At 66.0% G+C, this 19,255-nt stretch carries 17 protein-coding genes and 1 other RNA gene; 8 read left to right on the top strand and 10 right to left on the bottom strand.

Features of this window, described 5'->3' with window-relative positions:
- The first annotated feature begins 1 nt into the window (after position 1).
- The 7 genes from EB836_RS14055 (at position 2) to EB836_RS14030 (ending at position 6,117) form a co-directional block, all read left to right on the top strand.
- A complete protein-coding gene (locus tag EB836_RS14055) occupies positions 2–1,231 on the top strand; it encodes a M23 family metallopeptidase (protein ID WP_135541472.1) in 1,230 nt (409 codons plus the stop codon).
- Positions 1,232–1,424: 193 nt separating this feature from the next.
- Entirely contained in the window at positions 1,425–1,895 is a 471-nt protein-coding gene (gene smpB / locus EB836_RS14050; RefSeq protein ID WP_135541470.1) for an SsrA-binding protein SmpB, read from the top strand.
- Positions 1,896–2,096: 201 nt separating this feature from the next.
- Positions 2,097–2,473: a transfer-messenger RNA gene (gene ssrA / locus EB836_RS14045) on the top strand.
- Positions 2,474–2,695: 222 nt separating this feature from the next.
- The gene (locus EB836_RS18215; protein WP_167854464.1) at positions 2,696–3,250 is read left to right on the top strand and encodes a hypothetical protein; all 555 of its coding nucleotides are present in this window, start codon (positions 2,696–2,698) and stop codon (positions 3,248–3,250) included.
- Positions 3,251–3,281: 31 nt separating this feature from the next.
- A complete protein-coding gene (locus tag EB836_RS14040) occupies positions 3,282–4,367 on the top strand; it encodes a histidine kinase (RefSeq protein ID WP_167854463.1) in 1,086 nt (361 codons plus the stop codon).
- A complete protein-coding gene (locus EB836_RS14035; RefSeq protein WP_135541467.1) occupies positions 4,364–5,005 on the top strand; it encodes a response regulator transcription factor in 642 nt (213 codons plus the stop codon). The genes EB836_RS14040 and EB836_RS14035 overlap by 4 nt, the downstream gene beginning before the upstream one ends.
- 68 nt (positions 5,006–5,073) lie before the next feature.
- Positions 5,074–6,117: a DUF418 domain-containing protein gene (locus tag EB836_RS14030; protein WP_135541465.1), complete on the top strand. Its 1,044-nt coding sequence runs from the start codon at positions 5,074–5,076 to the stop codon at positions 6,115–6,117.
- Here EB836_RS14030 and EB836_RS14025 read toward each other — a convergent pair.
- From EB836_RS14025 to speB, 4 genes are all read right to left on the bottom strand, one after another.
- Entirely contained in the window at positions 6,087–7,739 is a 1,653-nt protein-coding gene (locus tag EB836_RS14025; protein ID WP_135541463.1) for a thiamine pyrophosphate-binding protein, read from the bottom strand. The genes EB836_RS14030 and EB836_RS14025 overlap by 31 nt on opposite strands.
- A gap of 321 nt (positions 7,740–8,060) precedes the next feature.
- Entirely contained in the window at positions 8,061–9,503 is a 1,443-nt protein-coding gene (locus EB836_RS14020) for a sodium:solute symporter (protein WP_135541461.1), read from the bottom strand.
- 25 nt (positions 9,504–9,528) lie between these two features.
- Positions 9,529–11,181 carry a thiamine pyrophosphate-binding protein gene (locus EB836_RS14015; RefSeq protein ID WP_135541555.1) on the bottom strand — a complete coding sequence of 551 codons (1,653 nt, stop codon included), beginning with the start codon at positions 11,179–11,181 and terminating at the stop codon, positions 9,529–9,531.
- Positions 11,182–11,183: 2 nt separating this feature from the next.
- Positions 11,184–12,194: an agmatinase gene (speB, locus tag EB836_RS14010; protein WP_135541459.1), complete on the bottom strand. Its 1,011-nt coding sequence runs from the start codon at positions 12,192–12,194 to the stop codon at positions 11,184–11,186.
- Positions 12,195–12,337: 143 nt separating this feature from the next.
- Here speB and EB836_RS14005 point away from each other — a divergent pair, with 143 nt between their 5' ends.
- Positions 12,338–13,759 (top strand): PucR family transcriptional regulator, encoded by a 1,422-nt coding sequence (locus EB836_RS14005; protein ID WP_135541457.1) that lies wholly within the window; start codon positions 12,338–12,340, stop codon positions 13,757–13,759.
- Positions 13,760–13,803: 44 nt separating this feature from the next.
- Here EB836_RS14005 and EB836_RS14000 read toward each other — a convergent pair whose 3' ends face one another.
- The 6 genes from EB836_RS14000 to EB836_RS13975 form a co-directional block, all read right to left on the bottom strand.
- Complete coding sequence (locus EB836_RS14000) at positions 13,804–14,955, bottom strand: histidinol-phosphate transaminase (protein ID WP_135541455.1); 1,152 nt, start codon at positions 14,953–14,955, stop codon at positions 13,804–13,806.
- Between the two features lie 83 nt (positions 14,956–15,038).
- Entirely contained in the window at positions 15,039–15,824 is a 786-nt protein-coding gene (locus EB836_RS13995; RefSeq protein WP_135541453.1) for a tetratricopeptide repeat protein, read from the bottom strand.
- On the bottom strand, positions 15,821–16,960 hold the full coding sequence (locus EB836_RS13990; RefSeq protein ID WP_135541451.1) for a VWA domain-containing protein: 1,140 nt from the start codon (positions 16,958–16,960) through the stop codon (positions 15,821–15,823). The genes EB836_RS13995 and EB836_RS13990 overlap by 4 nt, the downstream gene beginning before the upstream one ends.
- Positions 16,957–17,931 carry a VWA domain-containing protein gene (locus tag EB836_RS13985; RefSeq protein ID WP_135541449.1) on the bottom strand — a complete coding sequence of 325 codons (975 nt, stop codon included), beginning with the start codon at positions 17,929–17,931 and terminating at the stop codon, positions 16,957–16,959. The genes EB836_RS13990 and EB836_RS13985 overlap by 4 nt, the downstream gene beginning before the upstream one ends.
- A complete protein-coding gene (locus tag EB836_RS13980) occupies positions 17,922–18,374 on the bottom strand; it encodes a hypothetical protein (protein ID WP_135541447.1) in 453 nt (150 codons plus the stop codon). The genes EB836_RS13985 and EB836_RS13980 overlap by 10 nt, the downstream gene beginning before the upstream one ends.
- The gene (locus tag EB836_RS13975; RefSeq protein ID WP_135541445.1) at positions 18,361–19,245 is read right to left on the bottom strand and encodes a DUF58 domain-containing protein; all 885 of its coding nucleotides are present in this window, start codon (positions 19,243–19,245) and stop codon (positions 18,361–18,363) included. The genes EB836_RS13980 and EB836_RS13975 overlap by 14 nt, the downstream gene beginning before the upstream one ends.
- Positions 19,246–19,255: the final 10 nt, after the last annotated feature.

Raw genomic sequence — 19,255 nt, 5'->3', positions numbered from 1 at the left:
GATGAGACGCAGACTCGGACTCGTCCTCACCGCGGCCGCGCTTGCGCTGGTCCTACCGGTCACCTCGGCGGTGGCCGATCCGCGCGACGACAAGAGCCAGGTCGACGAGCGGGTCAAGGAGCTCCAGCAGGAGTTCGAGGGTCTCGACAAGGATCTCGCCCGGGTCATCGCCGAACGCGATGCCGCGGAGGAGAAGCTGCCCGACGCCGAGGCGGAATCGAAGGCCGCCGACGATGCGCTGGCCGAGGCGATCGAGAAGGACGAGGACATGGCGGCGCGCCTGACCTCGGCCGAGAACGCCCAGAAGGACCTCAAGGACTCGATCAGATCGGGCACCGAGGAGATCGACAAGCACAAGACCTCGGCCGCACGGATCGGGCGTCAGGCCTACCAGAACTCGGGCATCACCTCGGATCTGGCGATGCTGCTGCAGATGGCGGAGGGTACGAGCGCCGACGGCGGAATCGGTCGCGTGGATTCGGCGGTGCGGTCCCAGCAGCGCACGATCGACAAGCTCTCCGAACAGCGGGCGCTGAACAAGAACAACGAGGAGCGCCTGTCGGGCGTGACCGAGAAGATCTCCGACCTCAAGGACGAAGCCGCCGAGGCGGTGCTGGCCAAAGAGGCCGCGCAGATCGATGCGAAGAAGAAGGCTGACAGCCTCAACGACCTGATCTCGGCGAAGGACGACGCGGAGAAGACGATCTCCGACAACAAGGACAAGACCGAGAAGCAGCTGGCCGATGAGAAGGCCGAGCAGGACCGCTTGGCGAAGAAGGTCCGCGACTGGGAGAAGGAGCAGGAGAAGAAGGGCAAATTCGTCTTCGGTGACGGCGTCTTGGCCAACCCGGCCAAGGGATACCCGACGACCTCTCCGTTCGGTTACCGCATCCACCCGATCACAGGGGCGAAGAAGCTGCACACCGGCATGGACTTCGGCGTGCCGTGCGGGACCCCGATCCGTGCGGCCGGCGACGGCATCGTCGTCACCTCAGGCTGGACCGGCGGCTACGGCAACCGCGTCGTCATCTCCCACGGCAAGATCAAGGGCAATTCGATCGCGTCGACGTATAACCACAACACGAAGCTCAAGGTCCACGACGGGCAGAAGGTCAAGAAGGGGCAGGTCATCTCGTACTCGGGGACGACCGGCGCCTCGACCGGTTGCCACCTGCACTTCGAGATCATGAAGAACGGCGGCTACGTCGATCCCAAACCCTACATCTTCTGACCCAACTGCTACCCGACGGCGGCGCAGCAACGTGGCGCCACGTTGCTGGGCGCCCGTCGGGTAGTAATTGCGGAGGGGCAGGGGGCTTTCACGGTCGCCGTTCGGTGTGTGAGACGCGACTGCCGATGAGATAGAATGGACGGCTGTGTGCGAATGCGCACACAGAGGCGCAGAAGCAGAGAGGAGGCCGGTCATGCCGAAGGAGACAGGCAAGAAAGTCATTGCGAGGAACCGCAAGGCACGCCACGACTATCACATCGAACACACGTGGGAGGCCGGTCTCGTGCTCACCGGCACCGAGGTGAAGTCGCTGCGCGAAGGCCGGGCATCGCTGACCGACGGGTTCGCGCTCATCTTCCAGAATGAAGCCTGGCTCGAAGGTGTCTACATTCCCGAGTACACCAACGGGACGTGGACGAACCATTCGGCGAGGCGCCGCCGGAAGCTGCTGCTCCACCGCGAGGAGATCCTCAAGCTCTCGCAGAAGGTCAAGGAATCCGGTCGCACCCTGGTTCCGCTCGAGCTCTACTTCGACGGGTCACGGGTCAAGGTCGAGATCGCTCTGGCCAAGGGCAAGCGGGAGTGGGACAAGCGTCAGGCTCTGCGTGAGGCCCAGGACAAGCGCGAAGCCGAGCGTGCGATGAAGGCCAAGCAGTTCCTGTAAAGACTGAGCGGGATTGAGCCGGCGGGTTCGATCCCCGCCATCTCCACCGATCCCATCACCGAGGCGGCCCTACCGTTGGTCGGAGAAGCTCGGGAATGCAATTGGCCCGGTGTGTGTTGTACGAGTAAGCTGGTGTTCCTGACCAACGCCAGCGACCGCCTCGGCGGGAGAATGAGCTGGTCAGGTTTGGTAACAGAATATGGGGATGATCGGTTTCGACGTTGGACACTGCGTCGGGAGAAGCGGGCCGAGAATGCAGAGTCATCTCGTTAATGTCCTCTGCAAAACAATAGGTGCTAAGTCTAACAACCGCACCGATTTCGCCCTCGCTGCCTGATAAGGCCGAGCTGCGAATCCGTCAGCCTAGAGTTGCTTCCGCTCTAGATCCTGGCGTCGCTTAGGAAGCCACTGCTTCAGATATTCGTTGAGGGTATCTGAGGGACTCTTACTCAACTCCGTTCGTTGGTCCATGTGTTCGTGCCAGGGCCAGAACCTAAGAAACTACTTCACGAACTGCGCCCGGAGAAGTCCTGACAATCTGCCGACGGACGCGGGTTCGATTCCCGCCATCTCCACTATTGAGCGCCCAGGAGCCGTTACGGTTCCTGGGCGCTTCTGCGTTCGCAGCCCCCATGGTGCGACTCTCGCGGGCATTGCCGTTATCGGTTGCCTCTCGCGATTCGCCTGACCGTGTTTCTGACCGTTCGGCCGAGCATGACCGGCCATTCGGCCGAGGTTGCCGAGTCCCCGTTCCGGAAGTATCGATGGTGCAAAGCCATTGACATCCGGAAGGACACCTCATGAAGAAGGCCATCATCGCTCTCGTCGTCACCTGCTCCCTCATCGCCGGGGTCATCGGCGTCGCAGTCGTCGCGGAATTCCGTGCCAAGGCCGAACTCGAATCCCAGGTCACCGCCTACCTCGATGACTGCGGTGTCGAGCCCACATCGATCGAGGTCCACGGTCGGCCCTACCTCATCTACGCCGCACAGGATCGGGCCGACCTCACCTATGTCGACACGACTCCGGCGACCGGCACGAACAAGGATCAGCTCCTCGTCCACCGCCTCGTCGACGGGGAGGCCGACCGCCTCACCCGCTTCATCACCTTCGACTACCCCTCCGAGGCCACTCCGATCAAGAACTCCGACGGTTCGTTCTCGGACTCGGCCACAATCGGCGGTACGACGGTGACGTTCTCTGCCGAGAGCGATGCCGCCGCTGTTCGGATGTTCGCCGATGGCCGCGAGGCCGGAGAAGTCAGTCTGTCGCAGTCAGCATCGGTCAGGAACGTCTCCGCCACCGATGACGGAGTCGTCGTCGAACTCGAGTACGCTTCGAGCAGCTGCCGCTGAGTCTGTGCCTATCAGACTAAACTGGGAGCCAATGAGACGACTCATCGCATGGCTGTGGCTGATCCCGGTGCCCCTGGCATTCGGGATCGATCTGCTCACCAGCACGGGGTGGCCGCTGATCGCAGGTGCCGTGCTCCCAGTGGCGGCGGTCCTGCCCATCCTCATCCGCATCCAACTGGGCAGGACATCTTGGCGCATACTAGGGGCAGCCGTCCTCGGACTGTTCGTCGCTCTCGGCCTCGTGGCCATCGCCGCATCGATGAGCCTGACGGTGCTGTGGCTGAGCCTCGTCACCTTGACGATGCTCGGTCGTCTCGGATCGGGGTCGGGCTCGATCGCCCTCATCGCGGTCCTCGCCGTCGCGAACATCATCGTCCCCAGTCTGCTGCCCGATGGTCTGCTCTTCGGCCTCGCCTTCACCACCGTCATCATCGTCGCGATCTCGATCGGCCTGATGCTGCGCTTCACCGACCGGTCGCTGGTCGAACGAAAGGCCACCGCCGCCGAGGCGGAACGCCGTCGCATCGCCACCGAACTCCACGATGTCATCGCCCACGAGGTGACCGGGATCGTCGTTCTCGCCCAGGCCGCCGGGCGCAGCGACAATGCGCAGCTGACCTCCACAGCACTGCAGAAGATCGAGGCCTCCGGCACCCGTGCCCTCGAGGAGATCCGACGGCTCGTCTCCGAAACGCGCACCGAGGCGGCATCGCGGACTCCGATCGCCGAGGGGCCGCAGGCGCTGCGCGACCGCGTCGAGGCTTACGGGCAACGAGCACAGATCTCGATCGATACCGGTGAGATCGACGACGAGGCTGTATGGCCGGTGCTCGACCGTGTGCTCGTCGAATCCCTGACCAATGTGCGCCGACATGCCGGCCCCGACGCCCCGGTGACCGTGAGCCTCACGATGAGCGACGAGGCGCCGAAGACACTGCAGATGACCGTGGCCAACGGTCCGGGCTCCGGCGGAATCGGTGCCGGCAGCGGCACGGGACTGAGCAGTCTGCGCACCCGGGTGAGCCACCTCGGCGGGTCGATCGATGCCGGAGTCCACGAGGGCGGATGGATGGTCCGCACCCGGCTGCCGCTGACGACGAAGGGAGACGATGGATGATCACAGTCGCCGTGGTCGACGACCAGGAGATGGTGCGGATGGGGTTCTCCCTCATCCTCGACGCCGAGGAGACGATCAGCGTGATCGGGCAGGCCGCCGACGGTGCCGAGGCGATCGACCTCGCCCGACGCGAGACGCCCGATGTCGTCCTCCTCGACATCCGCATGCCGCGACTCGATGGGCTCGCGGCCCTGCCGAAGATCACTCCGTACTCGAAGGTCATCATGGTCACCACGTTCGACGATGATGACTACGTCGATGCCGCACTGGACGGAGGCGCCAGCGGATTCCTGCTCAAGGACGCCGGAGCCGACCTCCTCATCGCCGGCGTCAGGGCTGCGGCGAACGGCGACGCGCTCATCTCTCCTTCGCTCACCCTCGACCTGCTCAAGCGGCGCCGCTCGACTCCGACCCGACAGACCCATGCCGTCGAGAGACTGAGCGGGCGCGAGATCGAAGTGGCGAAGCTCGTCGCCGACGGGCGGACCAATCAGGAGATCTGTCAAGAACTCTATATCTCGCTCGGCACCGTCAAGACCCACCTCGGCAGCATCCAGAATCGCCTCGAGGCGCGCAACCGGGTCGAGATCGCGGCACGGATGTGGGAATCGGGAGTGATGAATCGGCCGAATGGCTGACCCCTGAGACTGACTTTCGGCCCCACGGCCGATGCCACAGACACCGCCGAACACCGACGATGGATGTCATGAACACACAACTGACACGATCAGCCCGCCCGGCAACCCGCCGCCGAATCGTCGCCCTCGACGTCATCCGCGGCTTCGCCCTCTGCGGCATCCTCCTGGTCAACCTGCCGCCCATGCTCCAATTGGGCGCCATCGACGCCCACGGTGACCCGCTGGGCTTCTACCGGTTCTACGAGGACTTCGTGCAGAACCGCTTCTTCCCGATCTTCTCCTTCCTCTTCGGAATCGGGTTCGGGCTGATGTGGCTGACCGCCTCCGAACGCAGTCCGCGGCCTCGGCTGGCGCTGCTCCGCCGTTTCCTCTTCCTCGCAGTCATCGGACTCCTCCATCAGTTCCTGCAGCCGGGGGAGGCCCTGCTGCCCTACGCCCTCGCCGGAATCGTCGTCCTCCTGCCCTCGACGTGGATTCCCGTCCGAGTGCTCGCACCGATCACTTCGGTCCTCGGCGGCATTCTCTTGGCCGTCGGCATCCTCACCGGGGGAGGCCCCGCACTGATCCCCGGGCTCTTCCTCCTCGGCTTCGCGATCGGCTGGAGCGGATTCCTCCATTCGGTCCTCCGCCACCCCGGCCGCCTGGCTCTCGTGGGAGCCGGTGCAGTGGTCATCTCGATCATCGGGTTCGCGGTCACGGACTACGTGACCCGTCAGGCCAACCAGTGGATCAACGCCGGCCTGGGGATCGCCATGGCACTGACCTATATCGTCGTCGTCCTGCTGCTCCTGCGGACCCCCGCCGAGGTGGTGCTGCACCGAGTGCTCTCCCCGCTGGGTCGGATGGCACTGAGCAACTATGTCGGAGCCACAATCCTCATCATCGCCGTCCGCACGTTCCTGCCCGAGCTGAGCCGCTTCGACTCCCAAGGAGGCTATGTTGCAGGCCTGGTCGTCTGCCTGGGAATCCTCGCTCTGCAGGTCGTGATCTCAAGCCTGTGGCTGCGTCGCTTCGGCCAAGGCCCGCTGGAGAAGCTGTGGCGGACCGTCACATGGGGGTCTGCCGGAAGCTCGAGCCGAGCTCACGAGTTCACGCGGATGACCTCTTCCTGATAGGGAGCGATGACGGCTCCGGAGATCCGCAGGTCGAGGACGAGGAACTTCCTCTCTTCGACCGGGGCCGTCTTCCAATCGTCGATGACGTCGAGATCGGCCAGCGACCGAACCTCGACGCCGTGGCCACCAGCGGCTGTCGCCAGTGCCGCAAAATCGATCTCGTCGATGAGCATCGGGGACTTCTCGAGCCCCTTGAGCCCATAGAGGTTGACCTCGGCACCATAGGCGGCATCGTTGAAGACCACAGCCAGTCCGCGGCCTCCCGCTGAGCGAACCGCCGTATCGAGATCCGACAGGGCCATGGCGCCACCGCCATCGCCGGTGGCCAGCACGACCGTCGACTCCGGGTTCGCGCGGGCGGCACCGGCGACGCTGTGCCAGCCTAAGCCGATCGATTGGAATGCGGTCCCGACCATGGCCAGACGATCGGGCGCGCTGGGCTCCCAGAACATGTTCGCCCAGCCGAGGAAATGACCACCGTCGGAGACGATGACCCGGTCCTCGGGCAGCAGCTCTCCCAAACGAGCGGCGGCGGCGCGAGGATCGAGCCGACCATCCTCGGCGAATTCCGTGCCGGCGTCGTAGACGCGGTCAGCGGTCGTGTCGACCTCCGTCCTCCACCCCGCAGCGACGGCACCGCGGGCCTCCACTCGCGACACGAGTTCAGCTGCGGCCAGCTTCGCATCGCTGCGGATGAAACCGCTGACGCGGGAATTCGTCGCACGATCGTCCGTGTCGATCTGCCACACGGCGGTGGACGGGGCGAACAGCTCACCGAAGCGCATGGTGAACTGGTTGAGTGAGGCTCCGAAGACCACGGCGACATCGGCCTCGCGGATTCTCTCCATCGCCGCCGGGGCACCGAATCCTCCAGCCACGCCGAGGTCGAACTCGGCATCCGGGAACAGGTTGCGCCCCAAGGCCGTGGTCGTCGTCAGTGCCCCCGTGGCAGCGGCCAGCGCACCGAGTGCGTCTTCAGCCCCAGCCAACCAGGCGCCTCTACCGGCGAGGAGGACCGGGCGTTTCGCCTCGGCGAGTTCGGCGGCAAGACGATCGAGGGACAGCTGCGCGAACTCGCTCGTCGGCGCCAGGGCGGCAGCCCGACCGGGCCCGGGGACCGAGGGGATATCGCCGATGTCGAGAGTCGCCACGTCATAGGGGATCGCGAGGACGACGGGAACCCGGTAGGTCAGAGCATGCTCGATCGCGGTGACGGTCGCCGCCGCAGCATCGACTCGGCCGACGGTGTAGGTGCGCACACCCACCGCTGAGGCCATGGCGACCTGGTCGACGTCCCATGGGCGCGGCCCGGAGGTCGGCTCATCACCGACGACGAGGACGAGCGGCACCTTCGCCTGCGCCGCCTCGGCCAGGGCCGTGAGCGTGTTCGTGAACCCGGCGCCGTAGGTCGTCGTGGCCGCCGCTATCCGACCGGAGGTGCGGAAATGCGCATCGGCGGCGACGACCGCGCCGGCCTCGTGGCGGACAGCGGTGTAATGCGCCGAGGTGGAGGTGAGGAGGGCATCGAGGAAATAGGCATTGCCGTTGCCCATGAGTCCGAAGACCTCATCGATGTGCTGAGTGAGAGTGGTGGCGACATGCGCCGAGGTATGAGCCATGGAAGACCTTTCGCGGATGAGATATGGAAGAACGATCCATATATGTCTCACACGCGGTTCTTCGCGGCTTCGTGCTCCTTTTTCGAGCACCGGCTGTCGGCATCAACCGGATCCGACGGTGAAACCGGCCTGACTTCTCGAATATAGGCGACAACCGGCTGGTCGTCCAAGTCCGCCGGCACCGCGACGTCGAAAAACGCACGGAGCGCCGAGACACACATGCACACCGGCGTTTTTCGGCGCTGCGTGCGTGTCTCGGCGCTTGGTCCCTGGGGCCCTGGGGCGCTTGGGGCGCCGAGGGCGCCCGGGGCGCGAGCGCCCTCAGCGGTTGATGCGCTCCCTCCATGCCGTCATGATCTCCGGCGAAGTCGGCTTCGAGGCGAACGAGCCGACGAGGTAGCCGATGAGCGAGGCGATGAGCCCGAGGTAGATCGCCTCGTTGGCGTAGATGCCCATCGTGATCATGATGACTATGGTGGTCAGCGCACCGAGGATCATGCCCGCCATGACTCCGACGATCGTGCCGCGCTTGAACACGAGCCCGCCGAGGATCGGGATGAACAGGCCCGCCACCAGGAGGTTGTAGGCCACCGTCAGCGCTTCGACGACGCTGGGCATGATCATCGCGAGCACGAGGGTGACGACGCCGAGGCCGATGAGGTAGAAGCGCGAATCGCGGATCTCGTCCCCGGTCTCGCGCACCAGGGTCTTCGCGATCCCCGAATCGGGGTCGACGTCCCGCTTGGCCAGCAGCGGTTCGACGATGTCCTGACGGCACACGGTGGAGGCGGCCATGAGGGAGCCCGATGCCGTCGACATCATCGCCGCCAGTGCTGCGGCGAGGACGAACCCGCCCATCAGCGGCGACATCGCGGCATCGACGACGGCGACGAAGACATCGTCCTGGACCTCGATGCCGGGCACGATCTTCGTTGCCGCCATGCCGACCAGCGCCCCGGCCAGAGCGTAGAGCAGGCAGTAGACGCCGGCGGAGAATCCACCCCACCGCGCCACACCCGGGCTGCGCGCGGTGAACACGCGCTGCCAGATGTCCTGTCCGATCAGCAGACCGAGGGTGTAGATGAGGATGTAGCCGATGATCGCCTGCCAACCGATGCCCACCGGTGAGGTGTGCGAGGCGGGCAGACTGGAGAACAGCTCACCGATTCCGCCCGACTTGCTCAGCACGATCGGCAGCATGATGAGGAAGATGCCGATGGTCTGGATGAAGAACTGGACGAAGTCGGTCAAGGTGATCGACCACATGCCGCCGAGCATCGAGTAGAGGATGACGATGCCGCCGCCGATGAGCACCGACCAGAACTTGTTGAGGTCGAACAGGGCGTGGAAGACCGTCGCATAGGCGACCGTCGACGTCGTCGAGATCATCAGCCCATAGGCGGTCATGATCGCGCCGGAGACCAGTCGCGAACCCTTCCCGTAGCGCAGTTCGAGCATCTGGGAGACCGTGTAGATCTCCAGTTTCTGAATCCGTGGCGCGAACAGCAGGGAGAGGACGATGATGCCCAGTCCGATGCTGAAGACCAGCCACATTCCCGACAATCCGGACGTGTAGCCCAGGCCCACGCCGCCGATCGTCGAGGCGCCGCCGAGGACGACCGCGGACATGGTTCCCGTGTACAGCCAACCGCCGAGGCGACGGCCGGCGACGAGGAAATCGTCCTGGTTCTTCGCCTTGAAACGGCCCCAGACGCCGAATCCCACCATGGCGGCGAGATAGATGATGACGACCAATGAGTCCACTGTGACTCCTTCGATGGTGGCCGGCTCAGCAGCCGACGGTGATGTGGATGACGGTGGGCAGATCGCGCTCGATCGCCTCGGCGACGGCGGTCGGAAGCTGTTCGTCGATGACCGATTCGGCCAGCTTCACTCCGGCTCCGCCCATGGATTCGCCGAGCTTGGCGAAGTCGGGGCGGGCGAGGCGGACGGCGAACGGTTCCATGTCCCGCTCGACCATCTGTCCCTCGATCTCCGCGTACCCGCCGTTGTCGACGATGACGAAGGGGATGCCCAGGCCCAGCTCGGCCGCGGTCATGAACTCCTGGATCGAGAACATCGCCGCGCCATCGCCGAGGATGCAGGTGACCGGACGCGTGCGATCGGCGAGTTTCGCGCCGATCGCGGCAGGGATCCCGTACCCGAGGGTGGCGAATCCCGGCATGTAGAGCAGCTGGTCAGGGGTGCGCGCGGTCAGCGCGTGCACCGTCCCGTCATAGGTGACCTGCGAGGAGTCGCCGGCGATGACGACGCCCGGACCCGCACCCTCCTCGACGAGGCGGGTGACCCGAGCCCCGATCGAGGCGAAGTCGAAATCGGCACCCCAGCTCTCCCGGATCCGGGAGACTCGGTCGGCGCCGGATTCCCTCGCCGAGGTGGCCGCAGCCTCCCCGTGTCCGAGCGCGGTCAGGAGCGCGGTGAGGAACTCCGAGGCATCCGCGCAGGCGAGGATGTCTCCGGGCAGGTTCTTGTTGAGCTGGTCGGGGTCGATATCGCAGCGGATGACGGTCTGATCAGCCGCTTCATCACGGACGCCGATCGTGGTCTGAGCGCCGATGGCTCCGCCCCACAGGTCGGAGTCGGCCAATTCCGAGCCGAACACAATGAGGACATCGGCGGCAGCGGATTCGGCCTGCACACTGGGGAAGCGGACGTTCGACCCGAGTGAGAGCGGATGCTCCTCCGGCAGGATGCCCTTGCCGTTGGCCGTCGTCGCCACCGGAGCGTCGAGGGCTTCGACGAAGGCACGCACCTGAGCGTGGGCGCGCCTGGCTCCGCCACCGGCGATGACGAGCGGACGCTGGGAGGCACGGATCGCCTCGGCGGCGCGGGCGACGACATGCTCATCGAGTCCAGGACGGTGACCGGAGAAGGGCACCGGCACGTGGCCGTTCCACGCGCCCTCGAGCACATCGAGGGGAACCTCGATGTGGACGGGACCGGGCCGGGCGGAGTCGAACATGGCGAACGCCTCGGCGACGGCCTGCGCTGCGCCCTCGGCCGTGCGGGTGCGTTGGGAGGACACGAGCAGGCGGTTGAGCGCCCCCGACGAGTCTTTCGTCTCATGGAGCATCCCGACATCGGCGCGTTCGAACCCGGTGGGCACACCGGGGGAGAGGATGAGCATCGGGCGGGATTCGGCGTAGGCGGTCGCCGCCGCCGTGACGACGTTCGTCAGGCCAGGACCCGAGGTCGTGATGATGACCCCGGGTTTGCCCGAGACGAGGAAGTACCCGTCGGCACCGTAGCCGGCTCCCTGCTCGTGGCGGGGTGTCACGGCGCGGATCCCGAACTCCGGCAGGTGCCGGTAGAACTCGAGATTGTGGGTGCCGGGGATGCCGAAGATCGTATCGACACCATGGGCGGCCAGTGTCGCGACCACTGCGCGACCGCCGTTGCGGAAGTTCTGCCCCTGGTCCATCGTCACTGTCCGAGCGCTTCGCCGGCGGGTCCCGTGGGCTCGGCGATGCCGTTGTTCTCTGCCGCCCACAGCGACAGCACTTCGTAGCCGACGTGGGCGGCGGCCAGGCCCGTGATCTCGGCATGATCGTAGGCGGGAGCGACTTCGACGACCTCGGCGCCGACGACGTTGAGTCCCTGGAGTCCGCGGATCGAGTTGAGCAGCTCCCGGCTCGTCATGCCTCCGGCCTCGGGGGTGCCGGTGCCCGGTGCGGCGGCCGGATCGAGGACGTCGATGTCGACGGAGAGGTAGACGGGGGCATCACCGAGGCGCTTGCGCATCCGAGCGACGACGTCCTGGACGGAGGTGAACTGGTACTCGTCGCTGCGGATGATCTGGAAGCCGAGCACTTCGTCGTCCTCGAGGTCCTTCTTCCCGTAGAGGGGTCCGCGGATGCCGATGTGCATGCAGGACTCGAGGTCGAGCAGGCCCTCTTCGCTGGCACGACGGAATGGGGTGCCGTGCGTATAGGGGGCACCGAAGTACGTGTCCCAGGTGTCGAGGTGGGCATCGAAGTGGAGGACGGCGATCTTCCCGTGCGTCTTGTGCAGGGAGCGCAGGTTGGGCAGGGCCAGGGTGTGGTCACCGCCGAGGGTGAGCAGTTTGGCTCCGTCGGCGCGCATCTGGTCGGCATTGGCCTCGACCGTGGTGATGGCCTCTTCGATGTCGAAGGGGTTGACGCCGAGGTCACCGCAGTCGGCGACCTGCTGCCAGGTGAAGGGATGAACGTTCGTGGCCTGGTTGTAGGGGCGCAGCAGCTTCGAGGACTGACGGATGTGTGCGGGGCCGAAGCGGGCACCGGGACGGTAGCTGACACCGGCGTCGAAGGGGATGCCGATGACCTTGACGTCGATCTTCTCGCCCGGGCGTGCCGCTTCGACCTCGTCGATGCGCGGCAGCAGTCCGAAGGTCGGGGGACCGGCGTACCGGGGTGTCTTGCTGTAGTCGGCGGGGCCGAGCGGTTGAGACGTCACTGGCTTCTCCTTCGTCGTGGGGCGGATTCGACCCGGGAGGGTCGGATGCATTGTCCTCAGCCTAGGACGTGGCCCAGGCAACACCGATATCCACGACGGAGCGTTTGAAATCGGTCCTGTCCAATGCGGATAGAATCGAAGGCATGGTCACCTTGGAACAGCTGTGGTCGCGCAGTGAACTCGCCCTCGACGTCATCGTCGATTCGCCGACCGCTGCCGTGCAGGACGTCACGATCGTCCACTCCTCGGAGCTTCCCGAAGTCGATGAATGGCTGGCCGGGGGAGAGGTTCTGCTGACGATCGGCGTCGGTCAGGATCTCGGGGCGGACACGGTCGTGGACTATGTGCGTCGGCTCAAGACCGTCGGGGTGCACGCCTTGGGCATCGGGCTCGGCTCCGATCTGCCGTGGCAGGAGGTGCCGGACTCGCTCATCGCCCACGCCGAGGCGGTCGGCCTGGCCGTCTTCGGCGTGCCCGAGCCGGTGCCCTTCGTCGCCGTCGTCGACGCCTTCACCCGTATGCGCGAAGCCGAGACCAACCGGGAGCTGACCCGAGCGAGCAGCGCCGCCCGTCGGTTCGCCAATGCCCTGGCGCATCAGGGTTCCGCCGCGCTGGTGACCGACCTGGCCGAGACCCTGGACGCTGAGGTGCGTTTCGTCTCGCCGACGGGCAGGGCTCTGACCGGTGAGGATGCGGAAGACGATGTGCGTGCGGCGCTCATCGAGGAGTACCTCACTCCGACGCTGAGCCCTCGTCTGATCCGCACCGGTTCGCGGATCATCGAGGCCGTGCCCTTGGGCAGCGATCATCCTCTCGGATGGATCCTCACCCCCGCCGAGGCGGCCGGTTCTCCGAAGACACGTGCCCTGCTGCTGTCGACCGCCGCTGCTCTGTTGGCGATGACGTTGAGCGACCTGCCGGTCCTCACCGGGTACTCACGGCTGTTCGAGTCGGAGTTGAGTGCCGAGGAGAAGCGCGCCGAATGGACGCGAGTCACGGGTGCGGCGCCGGTGGCGACGATGGACGTGAGGTTCTTCGGCGGGGTTCGCGGTGACACGGCTGAGCATCTCATCGCCGATATCGTCGGTGCCTCCCTGCTCACCCGCGCGGGTTCCCTCCTCGGGGTCGCGGGTGCCGGAGACCTGGGGCTCAGCGACCTCGTGACGAAGGCCGCCGAGGTGGCCGGGCTCGAACCTCTGGCAGAGAAGCGGATCCCTGTGGGGCAGATCCACCACGCATGGATGCTGTGGAGGACTCAGCACGAAGCCGAGGCCTCCGAAGTCAAGGCACTGCTGTCGGCGGTCGATGAAGAAGCCGCGGACCGTTTCGTCGATCGGGTGCTCGGTGAACTCATCCGGGCGCGGGGCGGGCAGGAGCTGCTGGAGACGCTGCGAGCCTATATCGCTGCGGCCGGGGCGAAGGAGGCCGTTGCCTCAGAACTCGGAATCCACCGGCACACGGTTCGGGCCCGGATGGCGAAGGTCGAGAAGCTGCTGGGTCGCGACCTCTCCCGCGCCGAGACCGTCCAGGCGGTATCGATCGCGCTTGAACTCGCCGAACTCTGACAACCGCTGCTGCCGTGGCCCGAACCGGTGCGCACGGTGGTCGGCTACACAGACTCTGGGCCAACCTCAGCAGACTCTGAGCGAACCTCAGCGAAGTGTTCGGCGCGGAATCTCTCGGCGATCTCGAGAACGCGGGCCAGCGCTTCGTCTTCGCCGATGCTGATGCGCACGCCGGCGTCGAGGTTGCGCACCGCCACGGCCTGTTCGACGCAGGCGTCTTCGAAGGCCGCGGACTTCTCGCCCAGCGGCAGCCACACATAATTCGCCTGCGCTTCGGGCACCTCCCACCCCTGCTCGCGCAGGGCGTCGGCGAAGGCGTCGCGAGTATCGGCGATCTGCGCCGCTCGGTCGAGCACGGCGTCCCAGTGGCGCAGCGATTCGAGAGCGCCGGCCTGACTCATGTCGGTCACGCCGAAGGGGATGACGGCTTTGCGCAGACCCTCGATGACCGGCGGGTGTGCCACGGCGTAGCCGACGCGCAGCCCCGCCAGACCATGGGCCTTGGAGAAGGTGCGCAGCAGCACGAGGTTCGGATAGTCCCTGACGAGGTCGAGGCCGCGCACCCGGTCGGGGACGGTGGCGAACTCCCAATAGGCTTCGTCGAGGGCGACGAGGACATGTGCGGGCACCCGATCGAGGAACGCGCGGACTTCGGCATCGCGCAGCACCGGACCCGTCGGGTTGTTCGGTGAGCAGAGGATGATGAGGCCGGTGCGATCGGTGATCGCTTCGGCCATCGCGTCGAGGTCGTGGCGGCCGTCGGCGCTCAGCGGCACTTCGCGGCGGACCGAACCGGCGAGCCCGGTCGTCTGCGGGTACATCTCGAACGACGGCCACGGATAGATCGCCTCGGTGTTCGCATCCGACGTGATCTGGGTCAGAGCGACGAGGAGTTCGGAGGCACCGGTGGTGACGACGAGTTCGTCGAGTCCGACGCCGAGGCGATCGGCCAGGCCCTCACGCAGTGCCACCGCCGCGTCGTCGGGGTAGTGAGCGGGATCCTTCGCGTGGGAGACCATGGCGTCGAGGACCTCGGGCAGCGGAGCGAGGAAGTTCTCGTTGGAGGAGAGTTTGAACGGCTGCAACCCGGTGACTTCGCGGGGAGGCTTGCCCGGGATATAGGGCGGGAAGGTCTCCAGCACGGCCCGGAGGCGAGGTGTCGTTGAGGCAGTGGGGGTCGAGTCTGCGGCGTTCATGGATTCATGATGTCACAGGCGTCGGCCGGCGAAGCGAACGGTCCTCGCCGGTCAGCGACGAACCGGTGTGACGGGGTCGCGACTCACCACGGCTTTTCCGGTGTCGAGCGTCCGCCGTTGCCTCCGGGGCCCTGCTGGCGCTGCTGACGGTCGGAATCCTCACCGCGCTTCTCCAGCTCCTCTCGCTTCTTCTCGCGCTCTGATCTGCCTTCGGAGTCGTCGGGCTCCTTCTCGTCCTGTTCATCGTCGTCCTCGGATGAGGAGCCGTCCTCGGGTTTGTCTTTCGAGTCCTCGTCCTGTGAGTCCTGATCCTGCGAATCGTCGTCGGTGCCGTCTTCCTTGGCCTTTTCGCTCTTCTTCTTGTCCTCGACGCGTTCCTTGGCCTGCTTGTTCTTCTGCTTCTCTTCGCTCTTGTCCGGCTGGCATTCCTCAGGGGCCTCCTCGAGCGTCTTCAGCGACCGGTCGTAGAGCTCCTGTGATTGGTCGGGGTCCTGCGAGGCGATCTGATCGGCCTGCTTCTCGTAGACGTAGGAAAGGTTGATCCGCACGGCGCATTCGGCGGAGGTCGGAGCGATCTCCAGGGCGGACTCGAGGTCGGTCTGCGCCGCGTCGAAGTCGCCGACGGCCGCCTCGGCGGTGCCTCGGTTGTAGTAGCCGATGTGGCGTTGGATCGGGCTGACGCGCAGGAACGCGGTCGCGGCCTTCTTCGCCCCGGGGAAGTCATTCGAGGTGTAGCGGACCTGGGAGGCGGTGCCGAAGTACGTGGCCATCGCGACATAGCCGAAGACCAGGGCGAAGACGGTGCCGAGGATGAGGTTGATCTTCGTGATCCGGCGCAACCGCGACCACAGGGTCACCAAGCGGTTCATCGCGGGGCTCCTGACTGTCCTGGGCCGGGCTGGTGGGGCACGCCTCCGGGACCGGGCGGGCCGCCTCGGCGAGGCCGGCGTGGAGTGATCGCTTTGAGCCGGAGATATTCCCGGAAGCCGAAGACGAACTCCACGGCGATCCAAGCGAACACGAGGATGAGGGGGATCCAGAAGTATTCGTCGACGGTGACGCGGCCGTCCTTCTTCACCAGCGCCTGGTCGTACTTCGGGGCCGTGTAGATGCTGGAGATCGCCCCCTTGCCGTCACGGTGGTGGTAGTCGACGCCGAGGTCAGAGGCGATGCGCTTGAGGTTCGACTCATCGATCTTCGAGATGCCGGGGTTGCCGTTGCGGTCGCGCACGTAATCGCCGGCCCCACCTTCGTCCGGGGAGTCGTCGTCACTGCCGAGACCGGGTTCGTCATCGGTGCCACCGGGGTCGCCGATGCCCGATCCGTAGCCGAAGGGTTGGGATTCGCGCATCTTCCCACCGGCTGAGGTGCCGTAGCCGAAGACGGCTCCGCTGTCGATGCGGGAGGCGAATGATGACCAGGAGTCGGGGCTCTGCGTGGTCGTCTGTTCGCCGTCGCCGAAGTAGAACACGACGTTCTTGTTCTCGGGACGGTCCTCGTCGTTCGCGCTTATCCGCTTCTCGAGTTCCTCACCCGCCTCGGTGATGGATGAGCCCTTCGAGTTCTGAGAGGCCTCCGGGGTGAGGACATCGACGGCGGAGGCGAACGCCGCATGGTCGGTCGTCAGCGGCATCACGGTCGCTGCGGTCGAGGCGAAGGTGATGATGGACAGCCGGGTGCCGGGGAACTGATCGGCCAGGGCGAGCATGTCCTTCTTCACCCCTGACAGGCGAGTCCCGTCACCGGCGAAGTCTTCGGCGGCCATCGACGTCGTCGTGTCGACGACGAAGTAGACGTCGGCCCGCGCCTCGTATTCCTCGGTCGACGATTTGATCGGGATGCCCGGGCGGGCCAGAGCGACGGCGAGGACCGCAACGGTGCCCATGCGGGCGAACCATTTCCACCGTGGGCCATCGCCGCGGATGGCGGGGATGAGGCACACGGTGAGGAGGGCGAGGACGATGAAGCCCCACCCGAACCAGGAGAACGCGGGGTCGAAGATCATGAGCGAGTCCTCCACGCGAGCACGAAGACTCCGGCGAGGCCGAAGACGGCGAGACCGAGCGGGATCGCCGGCATGTCATGGACGACCGTGTACGAACGGCCGGGAGTGTTCTCGGCCTCCTGGCTCTGGATCTCCTCGACGATGCGGTCGATGGTCGACGCCGACCCCATGTCGAACTGCTTGCCGCCGGTGCGATCGGACACGGAACGCAGCTCCTTCGTCTGTGTGGTCGTGAGGATCGACGGCGGGGAAAGGCTGTAGACGCGCACCTTGGCCTCGACGGCGATATCGGCGGCTTCATTGAGCTCGAACAGGGGATCGCCGGCGAGCATATTGTCGGTGGCGAAGATGACCGAGCGGGAACGATCCTCGTCCTTGCGGTCGAAGTTGTCGACGCAGCTGACCAGTCCGTCGCCGATGAGCGAGGAGCCGCCGATGTTCGGTGGGGAGGTCGACCACGAATAGTCGGTGCCTTCCGACCCCCATGTGCGGAACCCGTCCTCGGCCTCGGCGAGGAAGTTCTCCACCATGTCGTAGTCGTCGGTGAGTGGGAACGCGGAGACGGCTGTGGCATTGAAGACGGTCATGCCGATGCGTTCGCCGTCGAAGCGGTCGACGAGTTCCTGATACGCCTCGAGCAGGTCGGCATCGTAGCCGAGCATGGATCCGGACACGTCGAGGCAGAGCATGACGTCGCGCATCTTCTTCTCCGGATTGACCGTCTCGATCCACGCCGGTCGGGCGATTCCGGCCAGCGCAGAGACACCGGTGAGGGCGATGACGCCGAGGGACGCGACCGTCATGGTCAGGCGGGTGCGCATCGCTCGCCGGAAACTCGGCAGGTTCGTCATCCGACCGCTGTGTGCCACGGCCAACGACGAGGCGGTGGCCTTGGGGCGGCGCAAGCAGTACACGGCGACGACCGCGAGAACGAGCAGGATGAGGGCCAGCCACCAGAACATCAGGACCATCGAGCCACCAGCTTCCTGGCATCGGCGATCTGTGCATCCAGGCCGGCCGGTTCGGTCTTCGCGAACTCCGCTTCGTAGAGACCGAGCAGGCAGGCGGCGAGGTCGTCGAGACCGGCGACTGCGGCATCCCGGTAGGTCAGATGCTCGGCCTTGACACCCCAGGCGTCGTGAGCGAATTCGCGGACGATCTTCGCCAGCTGCCTGGCCGCATCGCGGACGTCCGGGCGCTCCGTGTTCAGCCCGGTCTCGACTGCGGCGATGCGTGAGAGGTAGGTGCTGCGCACGGGGATCGGGACCCGCGGGCCGGATGCGCCCGTGGCGCCGGCCGCGAGCCGGAAGAGCGGGGCGAAGTAGTTGCCGAGCACGATGAGGAGCACGAGCGTCGCCGCGACATACCACGCGGGTGAGATCTGCAGCGGTCCGACGAGTTCAGCGGGGCCCACGGCGATGCCTCAGCAGAAGGGTGTGGAGTCGGCCGAGGGCCGACTTCGGGTGGTCGATCTCGGTGTGGGCGATGCCCAGCTTCGCGAGGAGGTCGCTGCGCTGTTGGCGGCGGGCCGCCTCGGCGAGGGCGAATTCCTGTCTCACCTGCGGCTTCCGCATCACCGAGGTGGGCAGCCCGTGATCGGGCCGGGCGACGTCGAACGGCGCCGAGGCGGCCGGAAGGCCCGCGAGGTCCGCGTCGGTGACCGTGATCCACAGGACCTCGTGCTGGGCACGCAGCCGACGGATCGTCGCTTCCTCCTCGGGACCCAACGGTGCCTGATCGGAGATGACGACGAGCAGCATCCGGTGACTGATATGGCTGGTGATCCACTGCAGCTGCGTGCTGATCGCCCCGGGGGAGTCGGTCCCGGATTCGGCGAGGATCTGCTGCAGCAGGTGTTCGAGGTGGGCTTCGCTGCCCTTCTTGGGCGAGGCGGTGGTGCGGTCGGCGCCGCCGTGGATGAGCATGACATCGTCCCCGTGCCGCACGGCGAGGTAGCCGACCATGCCGGCCATGAGGATCGCCAGGTGACGCTTGTCGGTGCCGGCGGAGGTCACTGCGTCGAAGTTCCGGGAGGTGTCGACGACGAGGCCGAGGATGTGCCGACGGTGGGCGACATAGCGTTTGACCAGCGGTTCGGTGTGGCGGGCCGTGGCCTTCCAGTCGATGTCGCGGATCTCATCGCCGGGGATGTAGTCGCGCAGGTCGTCGAAGTCGAGGCTGTGACCGTGGAAGACCGAGGAGTAGTCGCCGTCGAGGAGGCGTCGGGTCCGCCGGTGAGCGTGGATGGTCATCCGCGCCTTGATGCGATTGAGCAGAACAGTCATGGGCGTGCGC

It is taken from the genome of Brevibacterium sp. S111 (assembly GCF_004745075.1).
In the GTDB taxonomy this organism is placed as follows: Bacteria; Actinomycetota; Actinomycetes; order Actinomycetales; family Brevibacteriaceae; genus Brevibacterium.
Note: the sequence above shows the minus strand (reverse complement) of the source record. Positions and strands in the feature narration are given on the sequence as shown.